This is a genomic window from Marinobacter sp. GH_1, from assembly GCF_048595985.1.
Taxonomy (GTDB): Bacteria; Pseudomonadota; Gammaproteobacteria; order Pseudomonadales; family Oleiphilaceae; genus Marinobacter; species Marinobacter shengliensis.
On record NZ_CP184460.1, the window covers coordinates 215,527 to 233,044 of the forward strand.

Genomic DNA, 17,518 nt, shown 5'->3' on the forward strand with positions numbered 1-17,518 from the left:
AGCTGCCCGGCTTTTTATTGAGTGCAATATTCTACGGCAAGGCTCTAATCAATCACCGCTCCAGTTGGACGACGGGTCCGGGGTCATCCGCAGATAGGATTTCACCGCCTTGTAGCCCTTCGGGAAGCGCTGTTTGATCTCATCTTCGTCCTGCAGCGACGGCACAATCACCACATCGCCGCCTTTCTCCCAGTTGCCGGGCGTGGCCACCTTGTGGTCATCGGTCAGTTGCAGGGAATCGATAACTCGCAACACTTCGTTGAAGTTACGACCGGTGGATGCCGGGTAGGTAATGATCAGGCGCACCTTCTTGTTCGGATCAATGATAAACAGCGAACGCACGGTCAGGGTGCTGTCGGCATTCGGATGGATCATGTCGTACAGCTTGGCGACCTTGCTGTCGTGGTCGGCAATGATCGGGAAGTTGACGGTGCAGCCCTGGGTTTCGTTGATATCCTTGATCCATTCCTCGTGGGAGTCGACTGGATCGACACTCAGGGCAATGGCCTTGACGCCACGTTTGGCGAATTCGTCTTTCAGTTTGGCGGTCAGGCCCAGTTCCGTGGTGCATACCGGTGTGAAGTCGGCCGGGTGCGAGAACAGAACCCCCCAGCTGTCGCCAAGCCAGTCATAGAATCGAATGGTGCCTTCGCTGGAATCCTGTTCAAAATCCGGTGCAGTGTCTCCAAGACGCAAACTCATAGTCGTTCTCCTCAGACAGGTTGTTGGCAAACACGGTGTTATTTTTTGTGTACGTTAACCACTGTGGCGATGGATGTGCCGAATGCAAGGGGGACTTGATCCGGAACAATCAACGGTGTGCTCACATCCTTATGAGCACCAGACATACCGACTGTTTATTTCACCCCCAGGGCCTTCTGCTTCTCAAAGTGTTCCCGGGTGAGCTTGAACACCACCGGGCTGAGTAACAGCAGGGCAATCAGGTTGGGCAGCGCCATCATGGCGTTGAGGGTGTCGGCCACCAGCCAGATAAAGCCCAGGTTGATGGTGGCACCCACGGGGATGGCGACAATCCACAACACCCGATACGGCACGATGGCCTTTACACCGAACAGGAACTCGATGCAGCGTTCACCATAGAATGACCAGCCAATGATCGTGGTGAAGGCGAAAATCGCCAGGGCAATCGCTACCACGTAGTTGCCGAAGCCGGGCAGACCGGTCTCGAAGGCCAGGGAGGTGAGGGCCGCACCGGTTTCACCCGAAGTCCAGGCGCCGGAGGTGATAATCACCAGGCCGGTGATGCTGCACACGATGATGGTATCGATGAAGGTACCGAGCATCGCCACCATGCCCTGTTTGACCGGGTTCTTGGTCTGGGCGGCAGCGTGGGCGATGGGTGCGGAACCCAGGCCCGCTTCGTTGGAAAAGATACCGCGGGCGACACCAAAGCGGATAGCAGCCCAGACGGCGGCGCCGGCAAAGCCACCCTCGGCTGCGGCCGGGCTGAAGGCGTAGCTGAACACCATGCTCACGGCTGCCGGAATCTCACTGGCGTTGATGGCCAGAACAATCAGGCCCACCAGCACATAGGAGACTGCCATGAACGGCACCAGGGCACTGGCTACCTGGCCAATGCGCTTGATACCGCCAATCAGCACCAGTCCCACCATAATCATCAGCAGCACGCCGGTGATCCAGTGGGGCAGGCCGAAGTTGGCAGACAACACATCTGCCACCGAGTTGGCCTGCACCGTGTTGCCGATGCCAAAGGCCGCGATGGACGCAAACACCGCAAACAGGACACCAAGCCAGGCCCATTTCTTACCCAGGCCATTGCGGATGTAATACATGGGGCCACCGACATGGGCGCCGCGCTCGTCCACTTCACGATAGCGCACCGCCAGTACCGCCTCACCGTATTTGGTGGCCATACCCACCAGGGCGGTCAGCCACATCCAGAACAGGGCGCCGGGGCCACCCAGGAACACGGCGGTGGCAACACCGGCAATATTACCGGTGCCTACGGTGGCCGACAGGGCGGTCATCAGGGCCTGGAATGGCGGAATATCGCCGTCGTCCTCGTCACCGCGGGCACGGCCGCTCCACATCAGCCGGAACCCGGCGCCCAGTTTCAGGATCGGCATCAGCTTCAGGCCAATACTGAGAAACAGCCCGACCCCGAGGATCATTACCAGCATGGGTGGTCCCCAGACCAGGCTATTGATTTGGCTTACAAAATCAGAAATGGCTTCCATGGGTTCTCCCACTGTTTACCACGGATGGGTCATATTTTTAGAGCCCTGAGGGGCATAACCTGTTGAGTTTAGTCGACTATTTTGTGGTGTAAACCGTTTTGCTCCTGAGAGTTGTCCATTTTGCCCAGCATTGCCTATGTTTAGAGTAACTGCGGTGCCAGTTTCGGCGCCTTAAATAAAACCGAAAAGGGGCTGCCTATGCGCTCACTGAAAATCTCGGAAGTCATGTGGAATCACATTGAGCCTATCCGTTGCGGCACACCGCTGACCAAGGTTGTTAAAGCGTTACTGGATAACCATGTCACCGGTTTGCCAGTGGTGGATGAAAAGCGCCAGGTTCTGGGCTTTGTGTCGGAGCAGGACTGCATTCACTCGCTGCTGGTGAGCAACTATCACAGCGAGGGCGAGCCCATTGTGGACGATGTGATGTTCCATAAACCACTGACGGTGTCGCCAGAGATGTCGGTGATCGATCTGGCGCAGAATCTGGGGGCCGGCAAGCCGAAAGTGTACCCGGTGGTTGATCATGGCAAACTGGTGGGAATTGTCACCCGTACAGCTATTCTGTCCCAGTTGGCGAAATCCGGTAATACCATCGAAAAACAGCGTTTTGCCAACGTTGAGGACTGACTTCTCCACCCACAATCGCCAGGAATGCTATGGAACTCTTAGCCACCAACGTTTGCTTTGACGGCGAGCACCGCCGCTATCGCCACTTTTCCGGCACGCTCCAGTGCGACATGGAGTTTGCGGTGTTTCTGCCGCCGTCGGCTCTGGGCGAGAAAGGCAAACCAGCGCCAGTGCTGTACTGGTTGTCCGGGCTGACCTGCACCGACCAGAATTTCATGCAGAAAGCCGGTGCGCAGAAACTGGCCGCCAGGCTGGGCCTGGCGATTGTGTGCCCGGATACCAGCCCCCGGGGCCTGGACCTGCCTGGCGAGCACGACAGTTATGATTTTGGCAGTGGCGCGGGCTTTTATGTGAATGCCACAGAACAGCCCTGGGCACCCCACTACCGCATGCACGATTACGTGGTGAAGGAACTGCCCCAACTGGTCGAGAATGAGTTGCCGCTCAGCAGTGAACGGTCAGTCAGCGGCCATTCCATGGGCGGCCACGGAGCCTTGATTTGTGCCCTGAAGAATCCGGGGTATTACAAATCGGTATCGGCGTTCGCGCCAATTGCCAACCCGATGGCGTGCGCCTGGGGGCAGAAAGCCCTAAAGGGTTATCTTGGGGAAGACCAAAGCCGCTGGGAAGAATGGGATGCTACCTGCCTGATCCCGACCGCAAAAGAGCGGCTGCCGCTACTGGTGGACCAGGGTACGGCCGATGAGTTTCTGGAAACCCAGCTGAACCCGGAAACGTTGGCGGATGTCTGCGAGAAGTTCCATCACCACATCAACCTGCGAATGCACCGTGGGTACGACCACAGCTATTTCTTTATTGCCTCGTTCATTGACGACCACCTGAATCATCATGCCAGGGCATTGAGTTTGGCATGAGTTCGCCGTGCTCCGCGGGTTTCAGTTGCGAAAGCCCCAGAGCAGGCTGAAATCCATGGAGGGCATTTCTTCCGGCTCTTCGGCGCCCTGGATGTTGTATTCGGGGACGCTGGTGTCTCGCTCAAACGTGCCGCTGTAGCGGTTGCCCCGGGGCCCGAAAATAGCTTTGACAAACGGTCCCCTGGCCCGGACGGCGCGGCCGGTCACCACACCGACTTCGTTATTGTCGAGCCGCACCAGCATGCCAGGCGGGTATTCGCCGAGTACTTGCAACAGTGACCGTGGAATGGCCGGGCGGACCTTGCCGTCGCCGAGGGTGGCGATCAGTTTGCGGGCAGCGGTGATGGTCATCCGGTTGCGGTAGGCTCGTTTGGTGATCATGGCCACGTAACGTTCTGACAGAGCCAGAATTTCGGCTTCTGGCAGAATATCAGTGCCACTTAGTCCCTCTGGATAGCCGGAGCCATCGGCCTGCTCGTGGTGCTGGGCGATGATTTTCAGCAACAGATTATTGGTAATGCCGGCGGAGGTCAGTGCCTGGATACTGCGGTGCGGGTGTTTGCGGATAACCGCCCGCTGGTCGTCGGTGAGCACGCGGGTGGAAGCATTTAACTGGTCGGCCACCGGCACCAGTGCCAGGTTGGCGGTCAGGGCCGCGGCGGTCAGCACACTGGTACGTTTTTCATCAAGCCCAAACGCCCTGGCCGTGAAGTGGCACAGAATGCCGTAGAACAGAATCTGTTCGTGAATGGTGGGGCCGATGGAGTACAGATGCACCAGGGCCAGGCTGGCTTCCGGGGCTTCCTGACAGGTCCGCTCCAACATTCGCGCCAGCCCCAGCAAACGTTTCTGGGCAGACGGATCTTCGCTGGTGATGGCGTTGAGGGTTGCTTCCAGGGTGGCCAGCAGGTCAGCGTAGTCGGCGAAGGGGTTACGCTGCCGTTGATCCTCCTGAATTTTTTCCTTTTTCCGTTCGATTTTCCGGGGCTTGAACCGGCCCCGCTCAAACAATTGCTCCAGCTGAGTATTGGTCTGGATAACATAGCCCTGACGCAGCAACACGTTACCGTCGGCGTCGAAAACATCCCAGGGTAATGGACGGCCAATGGTCAATGCCCCAGGGGCGATGCGTATTAAATCAGACAAAATGCTGTTTCCTGAATACCGCTTTGGCTCAAAAGTCTAACCCTGAAACTGTCGTCAATGCCACCATATGCCCAATCTCACTGCATGGCAGCATGATAGTGAAACGCCTGCCGGATATGCTCGCGAATCTGGTCATCATCCCAGGGTTTGGTCAGGAATTTGTAGATCGCGCCCTGATTAATCGCATCGGTGACGGATTTCAGGTCCGTGTATCCAGACAACACAATACGCACGGTATTCGGGTGGATGGCTTTCACCCGGCTGAGAAACTCCGTGCCAGAAATTTCCGGCATTCGCTGGTCAGAAATGATTACCTGAACAGCATTTTCAGCCAGCAAGTTGAATGCCTCACTGACCGATGTAGTCGATAATATACGGTACCCGTCTCTTCGCAAGGTGCGGGATAACGCTTTGATGATATTGGCCTCGTCGTCCAGTAACAGGAGAGTCTTCTGGCCGTTCTCGTCATTTTGGGTTGAGAGATTCGGGTGGCCGCCTTGCTGATTCATGAAGTCGATGAGTTCGGTGAAAGGCATTGGTCGCGCAAAGGCATATCCCTGCAACAGGTCACAGTTGTTCCTGCGCAAGAAAGCGGCGTGCGCCTCGGTTTCCACACCCTCGGCCACTACCTCAAGCGATAGATGGTGGGCCATCGAAATCACCCCCTGGGTAATGGCGGCGTCACTGCGATTCTGGATAACATCTTTGATAAACGTGCGGTCAATCTTTATCTTGTTGGCCGGCATGAGCTTGATGTATGTGAGGCTTGAAAAGCCAGTTCCGAAATCGTCTATCGCGATACGTACGCCCAGTGCCCGGAGTTCATTCAGAGTACGAACCACCATATCTGTGTCGTACAGAACGGTGGACTCTACCACCTCCAGTTCCAGGGAGGCGGGGGGCAGACCAGATGCCTGAAGTGCCTGCTGGACAACCTCGACGAAGCCAAATTTCCGAATCTGTATCGGCGAGACATTGACGGCAACGGTGCAATCTTTGAAGCCGGATGCGTGAATGCGGACCATATCCCGGCAGGCCTGGTGCAGCACCCAGCGCCCAAGGGCAATGATCTGACCGGTTTCCTCCGCCATCGGCACGAAGTCACCCGGCGATACCAATCCCTGTTCCGGATGTTCCCAGCGTACCAACGCCTCAACAGACTTTGTCTGGCCTGTGCGGGAGTCGATGACCGGTTGATAGAATAATGTCAGAGACTCATTGTCGATGGCGTCCTGAAGCTGATTGCGCAGCTTTACCCGTAGGTTCGCCTGAGTATTCATCTCCTCCTCAAACCATTGCCAGGTGTTGCGGCCAAGTTGTTTCGCCTGATACATGGCAAGGTCTGCTTGCTGGACCAGCTCGGCGGGCTCCTGGATACTGCCATCGGTGGCCGTCATGCCGATACTGGCGGTTAGATGCAAGGTTTCGTTGCCCACTCGGTAAGGCATCGCCAGGGCTTTCATGACCTGCTCCACCACCACTTGTGCATCGTTATCCTGTGCGAGATCGGAAAGTGCTATGACGAACTCATCGCCACTGACCCGAGCCACCGTATCGCCGGAGCGCACGAGCCCTCTGAGCCGATGAGCTACCTCGATTAGAATCTGGTCGCCGGTGCGATGGCCAAGTGAATCGTTAATCAGTTTGAATCCGTCCAGATCAATAAAAAGCAGGCCTACGTGGCGGTTGTACCGTCGGGCAAATTGGCAGGCCTGGGTTAGCCGGTCTTCCAGCAGAGCGCGGTTGGGTAGCTGTGTCAGCACATCATGGCTGGAATTGTAGGCCAGCTGATTCTCAATGGATTTCCGTTCGGAAATATCATTCAGGACGCCGACATAGTGGGTGATCGAGTTCTGATCGTCACGGATGGGCGATAGGTAAAGGTCATTCCAGAACGGACTGCCGTCTTTTTTGTAGTTACGCAGCACGACCGAGATATCGTCGCCTCTGGCGAGCCCCTTACGAATCTGGTCGAGAGCCTGTTCGTTACTCAAGTCAAAATCGTCGCCCTGCAACAGCCGGCAGTTTCTGCCAAGCACCTCTTCGGCGCCATAACCGGTGATTCGCTCAAAGGTAGGGTTTACGTAGACCAGGGGCATATCCTCGGCCAGCGCATCCGCTACTACAATGCCGTTAGAGCTGGATTCGATACAGCGTTTCAGCAGTTTGAGCCTTTGCTCATTCTCAATCTGGCTGGTTCTGTCGTTAAGGATATAAAGCGCCAGCTGTGCCTGATTTATCGTGATTAACTCGTGGGTTACTTCAACCGTCAGCGAGCGGCCGTCCCGGGTGAGATGATGTTCTAGGGCAGCTTCGGGTTGTAGGGTGACACTGTCGCCATCAGGAAGGTTAGCTTGGTTTGGTGCTTTCAGGTCATCCAATGAAAGCCTCAGGAAACCTTGCGGGGCAAGTCCATACAATTTGCGAGCAGCGCCGTTCATGGCTTTAATGCGGCCGGTTTCCGGTTCCGCCAAGCACATGGGGCTTGGGTTGTTTTCAAACAGCAGCCGGTATTGCGCTTCACTGCTGGCCAGGTTCTCGGTGGCGGCAGCCCGGTCTATGGCATAGCGGATACTGCGCAGCAGCGTGTGGCCATCGAGTTGGCCTTTCACCAGATAATCTGCGGCTCCCATCTCTACAGCACGGGCATCCAGTTCATTGTCCCCTTGGCCGGTCAGCAGGATGAACGGTGTGGTGATACCCTCCTCTTTGGCTTGTTGGATCAGGTCGAGGCCGGAATCAGGCCCCAGCCGTAGGTCAACAAGCGCTACATCCACGCCATTTTCATGCAGGCTGGCCAGACCATCACTCAAGCAGTCACGCCAGATCAGACGGGTGCTGACCGGGCTGACCTCTTCCAGCATATCCCGGGTTATCAGGTAATCGTCTTCATCGTCCTCAATCAACAGGACGCGCAAAATCGGGTCAGTCATAATCATTGCTATCTGGTATGGTCATTTCCCGGTGGTTTTGGTCCCAGTAATATGTCAGGGAATCGACAATGTTCAGTAGCTCGGTATACCGGGTTGGCTTGACGATATAATCGTTGGCGCCCTGGGCCCGGCAGAAACCGATGTCCTCATCGTTCCGAGAGGTCGTGAGTATCACGGTAGGCAGCCGACTAAGTTCCGGTGTTGAACGTATCTCAACAAGCGCCTGCCTGCCGTCTTTCAGAGGCATATTCAGATCCAGCAAGATAAGGTCCGGCAGGGAGCCGCTGTCGGCCAGTATGCCCGAGCATTCACCTTTCAATGCTGCCATAAGCTCGACTCCGTTGGAGACAAAGCACAGCTTACATTGCTTGCAACGCTCCCCGAAGGCTTCGCGGATCATCAATTGGTCGTCCGGATCGTCATCGGCGATCATGATCAGGGGGCTATATGTATCGTCATTCATCGGCTTTGCCTCGTTAACCCCGTTTGAACCGTATCCGGAAAGACGTGCCCTTGCCGGGTTTGCTGTTGACCGCCACCGTTGCACCATGGCGATCCAGGATCTTCTTCACTATCGCCATACCAATGCCGGTGCCCGTGTAGCCGTCCTTTTGGTGTAGACGCTGGAATGGGTGAAAGAGTTTCTCCGCGTAGCGTTCCTCGAAGCCGATGCCGTTATCGCGCATCACCAGTGTCCAGTTGGTATCAGTGATATCCTCTGCGGTAACAGAGATTTCCGGTGGCCGTTCTGGTTCGTGGAACTTGATGGCATTGCTCAAGAGGTTCTGTAGCACCTGACGCAGCTGGGTGGCATCGCCATAAGTGTCTGGCAAACGTCCGGTGGTGATAATGGCCTGCTCCCGGCTGATACTGGTCTCCATATCCTGCATGACTTCCCTCAGGATAGTCTCGGTATCGCAGGAAACCATCGGCTTGGCCCGGGTTGTCACCCGAGAATAACTGAGCAGGTCGTCGATCAGGTTCTGCATTCGGCCGGCGGCTGACTGCATGCGCTTGAGGTAGTCTATTTCCTGCTCATCCAGCTTGTCGGACCGGCTGATTAGCCGGTCAGAAAACGCCTGTATCTTGCGCAACGGCTCTTGCAGATCGTGGGAAGCCACGAAGGCAAAATCCTGAAGCTCACGGTTGCTGCGCTCGAGTTCGGCCATTGTCGCTTCTAGTTTCCACTGGGCTTCCTTGCGTTCCCTGATACTTCGATAGTAAACGGCCAGGCCTTCATCAGATGGGTATGCGCTGATCTCAAGCCAGTTATCCAGGGGTTCGTAATAGCCCTCAAACGATACAGACTCCCCGGTTTCCATGGCGTAGCGATAGTTCTCATCGAATTCGGTACCAACAGCGGCTGGGAAGATCTCCCAAATGTTGTGTCCCAGTAATTCGTCACGAGATTTATGTAGCAGTTCCTCGGAACGTCGGTTCACGTAGGTGAAACGCCATTCCCGATCTACCGTGAAAAACGCATCGGTAATGCTCTCGAAGATAGCGGCCTGGCGCTCGGCAAATCGTCGGATCTGTTCCATGGCTTGCCGGGACGCTGTTATATCCTGAAACGCGCCCTGCAACTTGGCGATATCTCCATTACCATCCTTGACTGCATGGCCAATGGCTCTTACCCAACGTTGTCGTCCTTTTGCTGTGATGATCTGAAGTTCTTCATCAAAGGGTATACCATCTTGAATGCAGGTTTGGACTGCGTTGGTGATACGCTTCCGGTGCTCTGGGATGTAAAACTGAATAGCATCCTCAACATCGGGGGCCTGGCCCGGTGGTAGTTCATGTATCGCGCAAACGACATCCGACCAAGTGGACTTACCGGTACTCAAATCAACCATCCAGCCACCAATCATGGCCACTCGCTCGGCCATTTTCAGAAGGGCTTCGTTCTCCCTGAGTTTCTGTTCGATGCGTCGCTGCTCTGTGGTATCCCGGGCCACCACATAGATAAGGTCGTCAGCACTGAGGGTGGCGTTTATATTCAGCCAATGTAAGTCGCCTTGTTTGTCCTGTACCCGGATATGCAGCTCAGAGACCTCGTGGCCCTCGGTGAGTGACTGTACTGCATGGCTTACCGATACTTTGTCTTCGGCATTCACCAGCTTCAGATATGAGGTGCCCAGTAACTCCTCTCTCGAGTAACCCAGTGTTTCCAGGAAGGTCTGGTTCATCTCGAAGAAATAGCTGTTGAGATCGACAATGCAGAACATATCTGGCGATAGGGAGAAAAACTGGTCTCGTTCTCTGGTCAGGGTCTCAGCCATCAACTCGTCGGTGATGTCGCGACCAACACAGAACAGGGCTTTGTCTGCTCTGGACCATTCGGCGGTCCAGGAAATGGTGACTGTGCGGCCATCGCGATGGCGCAGCCTTGTCCGGAAACCGGAGGCGCGGTCCCGATCACCGGATATCAGTAGCTGTACCTCATGCTCGGTGGCCGCCCGGTCTTCCTGCACGAGCAAGAGGTCGTAGTGTTTACCCTGAAGCTCGTCCGGCCTGTAACCGAGAATTTCCTGACAGGCGGGGCTTATGCTAAGGAAACGGCCTTCAACGCTGATGGAGCAAAGGATATCCCTGGAGAATTCCAGAATGCGTTCATTGGCAAAACGCAGAGATCGTTCCTGTTCCAGATGGTAGTTCAGAGTATTGTTGAGCATTTCCAGCGATTCCGAACGGCGTTCGGATTCGCGCCAGAAGAGGTGGCTCAGCATGACCAGAAAACTCAGCCCGATGCCGCCAAAAAGCACTAATGGTGGCAGATACCGAGCGTCGGGCGACAAAGTGCCTGCCGGCATACTGATATGGATCGTCCATTGGGTATCGTGATGTGCCTTGATGGTCCGGGAAACCAGGTCGATGCGTCGTTCCCGCTGCAGGTTCGGATTCTGATTGAACAGGGTAAGGCCGTCAGCGGTAACTCTTACTGTCAGCCCTTCCCCAAGATGTTGGGTCAGGGCCTGATAAACGTGCTCTAGATCGACCACGGCTAGAACGGTCCAGTCCAAACCCGGTAGTAGATTGATCGGCGCTGCGATAGCGGATAGGGGGCGTCCGCTTTCGGACTTCATGGGGCGGCTTAGATGCGGCTGCCTGGATTCGTTGACGTGGTCCAGCCACTCAGAGGTTCCGGGCAGGCGCATAAAATCATTGATCCAGAGCCTGTATTCCAGGTCCCGGGATTGTGTCATGACCAAGCGCCGGCTGGGGTCGAGGATCGTCAGCAGCCTTATTTCTGGAAAATCCCGAAGGTAGCTCTCAACCTCATGCTCATGGAAGGCTTGCGGTGGTGGGTCGCCCAGGAAGTCCCAGCGCTCGGCCAGCCGGCGGATCAGCGCCAGATTGATGGTGTAAGTACTGGTGCTGGAGGCTTCCAGCTGAGCGGCCAGAATATTGGCGCGTTCGAGCAGGTTCTGACTATGTTGCAGTCTGAGAAAATGCCAGCTGGCCGTGGTAAGCAGGATCCCAATGGCACCGACGACGAGAAGCCCCCGGTAGGCAACGTCAATTTGACGATGAAAAACGCTGGACATAAACGGCAGTGTGGCACCGACCAACATCACTAACCCGAATTTCTCATGCGGCATAAAAAGAAGCGGCTGAAAGTGCTATAGTTTCAGGACCTTACACCATCACCAAAGCACCAACAGCCGCTTCCAAAATGGTACCTGAAAAACTGACCTTCTCGCCACTCGTTCGCCGTAAAATTGAAGCCGATTTCTCCGGTGGTCATATCACCTCCGATGCCGGGTTGCTCCTGCTTCGGGAAGTCGACAAACAACACCGCCTGACTCAGCGTCTGGCCTCGGTGCTTAACGATTCACGGAATCCAATGCTGGTGCGGCACAAGCTGGAAACCATGACTCGGCAACGAGTCTTCGGCGTGGCGGCAGGATACGAAGACCTGAACGATCATGAGGCGCTGCGTTTTGATCAGGCCCTGCAAACCGCGGTTGGTAAAGAGAGCGATTTAGCCGGTAAATCCACGCTGTGCCGGATGGAACAGCAAGTAGACAGACACTCGGTGGTCAAGGCCCACGAATTGCTATGGCAGCATTTTATCGAACAGCACGAGACACCGCCGAAGGAAATCGTGCTGGATTTTGACGGTACCGATATCCCCGTTCATGGCGACCAGCCCGGCAAGTTCTTTAACGCTTATTACGACCACCACTGTTACTTTCCGCTGTACGTGTTCTGCGGCCGTCACCTGCTGGTGAGCTACCTGCGCACCAGCAACCGCAGTGACAGCCGACACAGCTGGGCCATTCTGGCTCTGCTGGTGAAGTTTATCCGGCAATATTGGCCCGATACACGCATCGTGTTCCGGGGTGACAGTGGCTTCTATCGGCCTCGTCTATTGAGCTGGTGCGACCGGAATAATGTGGATTACCTGGTCGGCATCAGCAAAAACAGCCGGTTGATTAAAGACGTGGAGGCGCCATCACAACTGGTCCGTGACACGCACCAGAAAGTCGGTGAAAAAGTCTCCGCCACTTATCGGTTCCGGTACCAGGCGCATTCCTGGAAGTTCCCTCGCTGGGTGGTGGCCCGCCTGGAAGAAGGCGAGCTTGGCTCCAATCCTCGCTTTGTCATCAGCTCCCGCTATGACGACGGTTTTAAGCTCTATTACGAACAGTACTGCGCCCGAGGCGATATGGAAAACCGGATCAAGGATCAGCAGCTGTATCTGTTCGCGGATCGAACGTCGAGCGTTCAGTGGTGGACCAATCAATGGCGGCTGATCCTGTCCGGCTTCGCTTACACCTTGTTCGAGCGGTTACGAGCGCACCTGAAAAAGACGCCGTTCGAGCGGATGAGCGCCAACAACCTGCGGCTGAAGCTGATCAAGGTTGGCGCGGTCATCATCCGCAATACCCGCCGAATCCGGGTGCTGATGAGTGATAGCTACCCCTACAAAGACGAACTCACGGATCTGGTACGCCGCCTGGTTCCGGGGTAGATGCCCGGGCTCCCCCGGCCCGATGCAATGGGGGAAAGGGGGCAGTGCGTCCAAGCAATAGAAACTGATCAATTATTAGGCGTTCATGACCGCATCTGAGCGGCCATGGCGGTAACCCGCTCAGTCTGCGAGACTTGCTGGGTAACTATGAGAAATCCGGGCTAATGGGCTAACCACAATGTTTGATTCGGCGACGCTGCCCAAGTGGAAACTCTCGAACACTGGATGCCAGTGTGAGAGCAGTGACAATATGCCTGAAATAAGGCAAACGCCGGCTGCGACAATACTCAACGCACTGATCTGGTAGGTCCACACTGTGGTGAGAACGCTCAGGGCTATTAAGGTTGTTACTAGCAAAAGCACAGGGTTGATGGCGAGGATACGGATGATGTTTTCGTCTGGCAGTGCTTTGAGCGCGGAGAAGGTCAGAGCGCAAATCAGCACTGTTGCCGCAAAAATCGTTGCCAGCCACCGTTTCTGTAGAACAATCGCAGCAAAGCCTATACCGAGGGTAATCGCCAAAATGCCCCCACCCGGTCTCAGACTCAGGCGGCCTGGTGTGTCGCCGGCGGTCATGGCGTCGTAAACGATGGTTACGCCGACCGCACCTAGGGTGATTGACAGGGCCAGTGTGGCACAGAGCCAAAACACCGTGACGTTGCGAGACTCAACCATTGAGCACCTGGGGGCCCAGGAGCCGCAGGATTTCTTCCGGGGTAGTCAGCCCACCCCGCAGTTTTTCCAGGCCGTCATCCAGCAGTACTTTCATGCCCTGCTCCCGGGCCAGGGTTTCAATCTGCATGGCGCTGGCGCCTTCAGTGATAGCGGCGCGCAAGTGTTCATCCACGGTCAGCACTTCGTGAATGGCTACCCGACCCTTGTAACCTTTATGGCATTTCTCGCAGCCCCGGCCACGATAGAACACCATGTCAGCATCCATGAACTGCGGCCCGAGCTGTTTAAGTATGTCGACGGGCGCCTCGGTCTCTTCCTTGCAATGATTGCAGATTCGCCGCACCAGGCGTTGCGCGATGATGGCTTCCAGTGCCGAAGCCACCACATAGGGCTTCAGGCCCAGATCCAGTAACCGGGCCACAGTGGCGGAGGCGGAACTGGTATGCAGGGTGGAGTACACCAAATGGCCGGTCATGGCGGCGTGGAAGGCCACATCGGCGGTTTCCTCGTCTCGTATTTCTCCCAGCAGGATGACGTCCGGGTCTTGCCGCAGAATAGCGCGCAAAACGCTGGCGAAATCCAGGCCGATGCGGTCTTTAACTGGCACCTGGCCCGCCATGTCGACGTGGAACTCCACCGGGTCTTCAATGGTGACGTAGTTTCGCTCCGGGCTGGCGTTGTGCTGCAACAGGGCGTACAGGGTGGTGGTTTTGCCGCTGCCGGTGGGCCCGGTGGCCAGGATGATGCCCTGGGGCTTGGCCACCACGTGCATCAAACGGTTCAGGTTGTGATCTGACAGGCCGAGGTCTGAGAGCGACTGCGCCGAGGATTGTCTTTCCAGTACCCGCATCACCACTTTCTCGCCATTGATGGTGGGCAGGGTGGAAATACGCAGGTCGACAATGCGCATGGGCGTTTTGACGGTAATCCGGCCATCCTGGGGACGGCGGCGCTCGGTGATATCCAGCTCTGCCATCACCTTGATGCGTGACACCACCGACATCAGCAGGTTGGTGGGAATGTGGATCTTGTCCTGCAACACACCGTCGATGCGGTAACGCACCACCAGGGATTTGGTGCGCGGGTGTACGTGAATGTCGCTGGCTCCAAGGCGCAGGGCTTCCAGGATGATGGCGTTGACCAGGCGGATGGCAGGAGGCTCTTCGGAGCTGCCCAACAACTGTTCCAGGGATTCCTGGTCGGCTTCGTCATCCAGCACGATTTCGATGCCCTCGTAAGGGTCATCGGTGCCAATCTTGGTGGCGATGTCATCCAGATCGTGGCTTTCGCCGAAAATCTCCGCGAGTTTTGCCTGCATCTGACCGGTTTCGCACAACAGGGGATGGATGGTGTAGCCGGTCATGAACCCCAGTTCGTCAATCAGGTTCACATCCATCGGGTCCACCATCGCCAGGCGCAAACGCTGGCCTTGGGCCCGCAAAGGCAGCACCAGCTGGCGGGTGCAGATTTTCTGGGGGATCAAAGACATCAGGCTGGGGTCTGGCTGGAACTCCCGCAGGTCCACTTCCTCGAACAGCATGTCGTCCCGCAGCAGCTCGAAGACCTTTTTGAAGTCTACCCAATCGTGTTTCAGTAGCGTGCGGATGACCGGGCTTTTCTTGCTTTGCATCTCCCGGTGCAGCTGCTGTATTTGCTGGGCGTTCAACCAGCCTTTTTTGTGTAACAGGATCGCCAGCTGGCTGCGATTGGTGGCAGTCAGCTTGCTGATGGTTTCCAGGTCTTTGCTTTGCTTTTCGGTTTGTTGCTCGAGGGCCCGGGTTCGTTGGAGGAGTTCGTACTGCTCCAGTGCCAGGGCAATCGTCAGGCGAATATCGTCATCGTTCCAGGGTTTCAGAATGAACCGGTACACGGCGCCGTCGCGGATGGAGCCCATAACAGCGTCTGTATTGGCGTGGCCGGTGAGCATGATACGAATGGTCTGGGGCCAACGCTCCCGCACTTCCCGCAACAGTTCACTACCGTTCATGCCGGGCATCATGAAGTCGGTCATGATCAGTTCTACGGGCTGCTTTTCCATGATTGCCAGCGCTTCCTGGCCATTATTTGCGAACAGCAGCTCGTAGTTCTCGCGCTGGAATACCCGGCGCAACGAGGCAAGGATGTTCGGCTCGTCGTCCACCAACAGCAGGCGATAAGGCACCTTTTTCGGCTCAGGTTTGGTGGCCTGGCCGGCATCGGTGTCTTTGCCGTAGAACAGTGATGCGTAACGTTTTGCCATCCGGCGTCCCTAATTGATCGGTAGTGTTAGCAATACCCGGGTTCCGGTACCTTCGCGTGTGTCCAGCTGCAACTGGCCGCCGTGGGCGCGGGCGGTATCCCGGGCCACCGTCAGCCCCAGCCCGGTACCAGAACCAATCGGCCTGCTGGTAAAAAAGGCATCAAAGACCTTTGCTCGTTGGTCTTCGGGAATGCCGCAGCCGTTGTCCTGAATAATGATCTGCACTTCATTGGCCTGCACCTGGGTTTTCACCAGAATCCTGCCCTGAGCTTTCTCCGGCTCAGCATCGCGAATCGCCTGGGCAGCGTTGTCCAGCAGATTGAAAAACGTTTGCGATAGCCTGGAAGGATGGCCGGATATCTCTGGCACTTCGTTCAGGCGTTCAACAATATCCAGTTGGTGTTGGTATTCGGTTTGTACCAGATGAATGGCGCTGGTCAGTAACTGATTGATGCTGCACCGAGTGTAATCGGCCTGGTCGATGCTGGAGAAGGTTTTCAGGTCAGACACAATGCTGGCGATACGGTTGGTGCCGTCGATGGATTCCGCCAGCAGATCGTTAAAATCCGCCAGCAGCTCCTCATTCGCGCTGGTCTCAGACAGTGCTTCGCCCAGCTCTTTGACGTAATCCCGGGCTACCCGCAAGTTGCTGCTGATGAAGCCAATAGGGTTGTTGATTTCGTGGGCGACCCCGGCTGCCAGCTGGCCAACGGAGCGCAGGCGGGCGCTTTCATAAAGTTCGTGTTGGGTTTTGTTGATGACTTTGACCTGCTGATCGACCTTCTCCTGGAGCTGATCGGATAGCTCCCGGTAGCGGGCTTCGGATTCCTTCAGGGCCTCGTTTTGGCGTTGCAGCTCGGCATAGCTGGCTTCGGTGGCGTCGTGATGCAGATTGGCAGCCAGCCGGTACTTGGCGATGAACATCATCAGGAAGGCCACCATGCCTGAGGCCGCCTGGCGTTCCTCGGCGCTCCCGGCGCCACTGAGCCAGCCCACCGTCTCGAGATTGAATTCCACAGGCGTGGCGTCTGTTCCCGGTTTCTGTTCGCTGAGTTCAACCGGGGCCGAGCACAGGGCCGACAGGCTCTGGTTCAGCCGCGCCAACTGATCGCGGCTCAGCAGGTCCGCCAGGGCTGGGTCGTCTTCAAAATTACGCACAGGGCGCCCCCTGTCCACTGCTGCGGCTCAGCCGTTCAACAAAGTTGCGGCGGCTGATGCCGTGATCAGCGGCGAGATGGAATTCGTCGTCAATCTGTGTGTACAGCCGGTCGAGCAGAATCTGGAAGCTTTCAATCACGCCGTCACCGCGCAGGGCGGAGGCCATCACCAGCGGTGACCAGGGCGTATCCGACCAGCGCTCCTGCAGCTCCTGCTCCGGCACTACGCCAGGAATATCCCGCTTGTTGAATTGCACCACCATGGGCAGGGTGTCGATATCCAGCCCCACTTTCTCAAGATTCTCTTCAAGGTTGCCGAAGGCAATGGCATTGTTGTCTTGCTGGGATGGCTGGGAGTCAGCCACAAACACCACGCCGTCTGCCCGCGACAGCACAGCCTTGCGGGTGCTGTCATGCTGCACCTGGCCGGGCACGGTGTAGAGTTTCAATCGCAGATCCAGGCCGGAGCCGCCGCGCAGGCCGATGGGCAGCATGTCGAAAAACAGGGTACGGTCGTCACGGGTTTCCAGCACCATCAGCTCGCCTTTGCGCTCCGGGTTGAGCAGGCTGTGCAACTGCATCAGGTTGGTGGTCTTGCCACTGAGCGCAGGGCCATAGAACACTACCTTGAGGGCAAGTTTGTTGTCGTCCGGGCTGAAATCAGGCATG

General features: G+C 56.4%; 13 protein-coding genes. 3 read left to right on the forward strand and 10 right to left on the reverse strand.

Annotation, left to right across the window (positions count from 1 at the left end; genetic code table 11):
• Positions 1 to 48: 48 nt before the first annotated feature.
• Complete coding sequence (locus ACNSOI_RS00960) at positions 49 to 702, reverse strand: peroxiredoxin (protein ID WP_152437056.1); 654 nt, start codon at positions 700 to 702, stop codon at positions 49 to 51.
• 155 nt (positions 703 to 857) lie between these two features.
• Entirely contained in the window at positions 858 to 2,219 is a 1,362-nt protein-coding gene (locus tag ACNSOI_RS00965; RefSeq protein ID WP_152437057.1) for an alanine/glycine:cation symporter family protein, read from the reverse strand.
• Positions 2,220 to 2,417: 198 nt separating this feature from the next.
• Between ACNSOI_RS00965 and ACNSOI_RS00970 the strand changes: the two genes are divergently transcribed.
• Both ACNSOI_RS00970 and fghA read left to right on the forward strand, forming a co-directional pair.
• Positions 2,418 to 2,849, forward strand: a complete 432-nt coding sequence (locus ACNSOI_RS00970) for a CBS domain-containing protein (RefSeq protein WP_061331240.1) — start codon at positions 2,418 to 2,420, stop codon at positions 2,847 to 2,849.
• 29 nt (positions 2,850 to 2,878) lie between these two features.
• Positions 2,879 to 3,724: an S-formylglutathione hydrolase gene (gene fghA / locus ACNSOI_RS00975; RefSeq protein ID WP_152437058.1), complete on the forward strand. Its 846-nt coding sequence runs from the start codon at positions 2,879 to 2,881 to the stop codon at positions 3,722 to 3,724.
• Between the two features lie 21 nt (positions 3,725 to 3,745).
• Here the strand turns inward: fghA and ACNSOI_RS00980 are convergent, their stop codons facing one another.
• The 4 genes from ACNSOI_RS00980 to ACNSOI_RS00995 all read right to left on the reverse strand — a co-directional run bounded on the left by ACNSOI_RS00980 (position 3,746) and on the right by ACNSOI_RS00995 (position 11,402).
• Positions 3,746 to 4,870 (reverse strand): HD-GYP domain-containing protein, encoded by a 1,125-nt coding sequence (locus ACNSOI_RS00980; protein WP_420194914.1) that lies wholly within the window; start codon positions 4,868 to 4,870, stop codon positions 3,746 to 3,748.
• A gap of 77 nt (positions 4,871 to 4,947) precedes the next feature.
• Positions 4,948 to 7,803 (reverse strand): EAL domain-containing protein, encoded by a 2,856-nt coding sequence (locus ACNSOI_RS00985; protein ID WP_420194915.1) that lies wholly within the window; start codon positions 7,801 to 7,803, stop codon positions 4,948 to 4,950.
• Positions 7,796 to 8,266 carry a response regulator gene (locus ACNSOI_RS00990; protein WP_420194916.1) on the reverse strand — a complete coding sequence of 157 codons (471 nt, stop codon included), beginning with the start codon at positions 8,264 to 8,266 and terminating at the stop codon, positions 7,796 to 7,798. Before ACNSOI_RS00990 ends, ACNSOI_RS00985 begins: the two co-directional genes overlap by 8 nt.
• A 13-nt stretch (positions 8,267 to 8,279) precedes the next feature.
• Positions 8,280 to 11,402: a PAS domain S-box protein gene (locus ACNSOI_RS00995; protein ID WP_420194917.1), complete on the reverse strand. Its 3,123-nt coding sequence runs from the start codon at positions 11,400 to 11,402 to the stop codon at positions 8,280 to 8,282.
• 74 nt (positions 11,403 to 11,476) lie between these two features.
• On the opposite strand from ACNSOI_RS00995, the gene ACNSOI_RS01000 reads away from it, so the two are divergent.
• Positions 11,477 to 12,778, forward strand: a complete 1,302-nt coding sequence (locus tag ACNSOI_RS01000; protein ID WP_136629552.1) for an IS1380 family transposase — start codon at positions 11,477 to 11,479, stop codon at positions 12,776 to 12,778.
• Between the two features lie 120 nt (positions 12,779 to 12,898).
• On the opposite strand, the gene ACNSOI_RS01005 is transcribed toward ACNSOI_RS01000, so the two are convergent.
• From ACNSOI_RS01005 to ACNSOI_RS01020, 4 genes are read right to left on the reverse strand one after another with little or no spacing between them, the layout of a single operon-like run.
• The gene (locus ACNSOI_RS01005; protein ID WP_420194918.1) at positions 12,899 to 13,453 is read right to left on the reverse strand and encodes a hypothetical protein; all 555 of its coding nucleotides are present in this window, start codon (positions 13,451 to 13,453) and stop codon (positions 12,899 to 12,901) included.
• Positions 13,446 to 15,692, reverse strand: coding sequence for an ATPase, T2SS/T4P/T4SS family (locus tag ACNSOI_RS01010; RefSeq protein WP_420194919.1), 2,247 nt, complete (start codon positions 15,690 to 15,692; stop codon positions 13,446 to 13,448). Before ACNSOI_RS01010 ends, ACNSOI_RS01005 begins: the two co-directional genes overlap by 8 nt.
• A gap of 9 nt (positions 15,693 to 15,701) precedes the next feature.
• Entirely contained in the window at positions 15,702 to 16,850 is a 1,149-nt protein-coding gene (locus ACNSOI_RS01015) for a sensor histidine kinase (protein ID WP_420194920.1), read from the reverse strand.
• A complete protein-coding gene (locus tag ACNSOI_RS01020) occupies positions 16,843 to 17,517 on the reverse strand; it encodes a GTP-binding protein (RefSeq protein ID WP_420194921.1) in 675 nt (224 codons plus the stop codon). The genes ACNSOI_RS01015 and ACNSOI_RS01020 overlap by 8 nt, the downstream gene beginning before the upstream one ends.
• Position 17,518 lies beyond the last annotated feature (1 nt).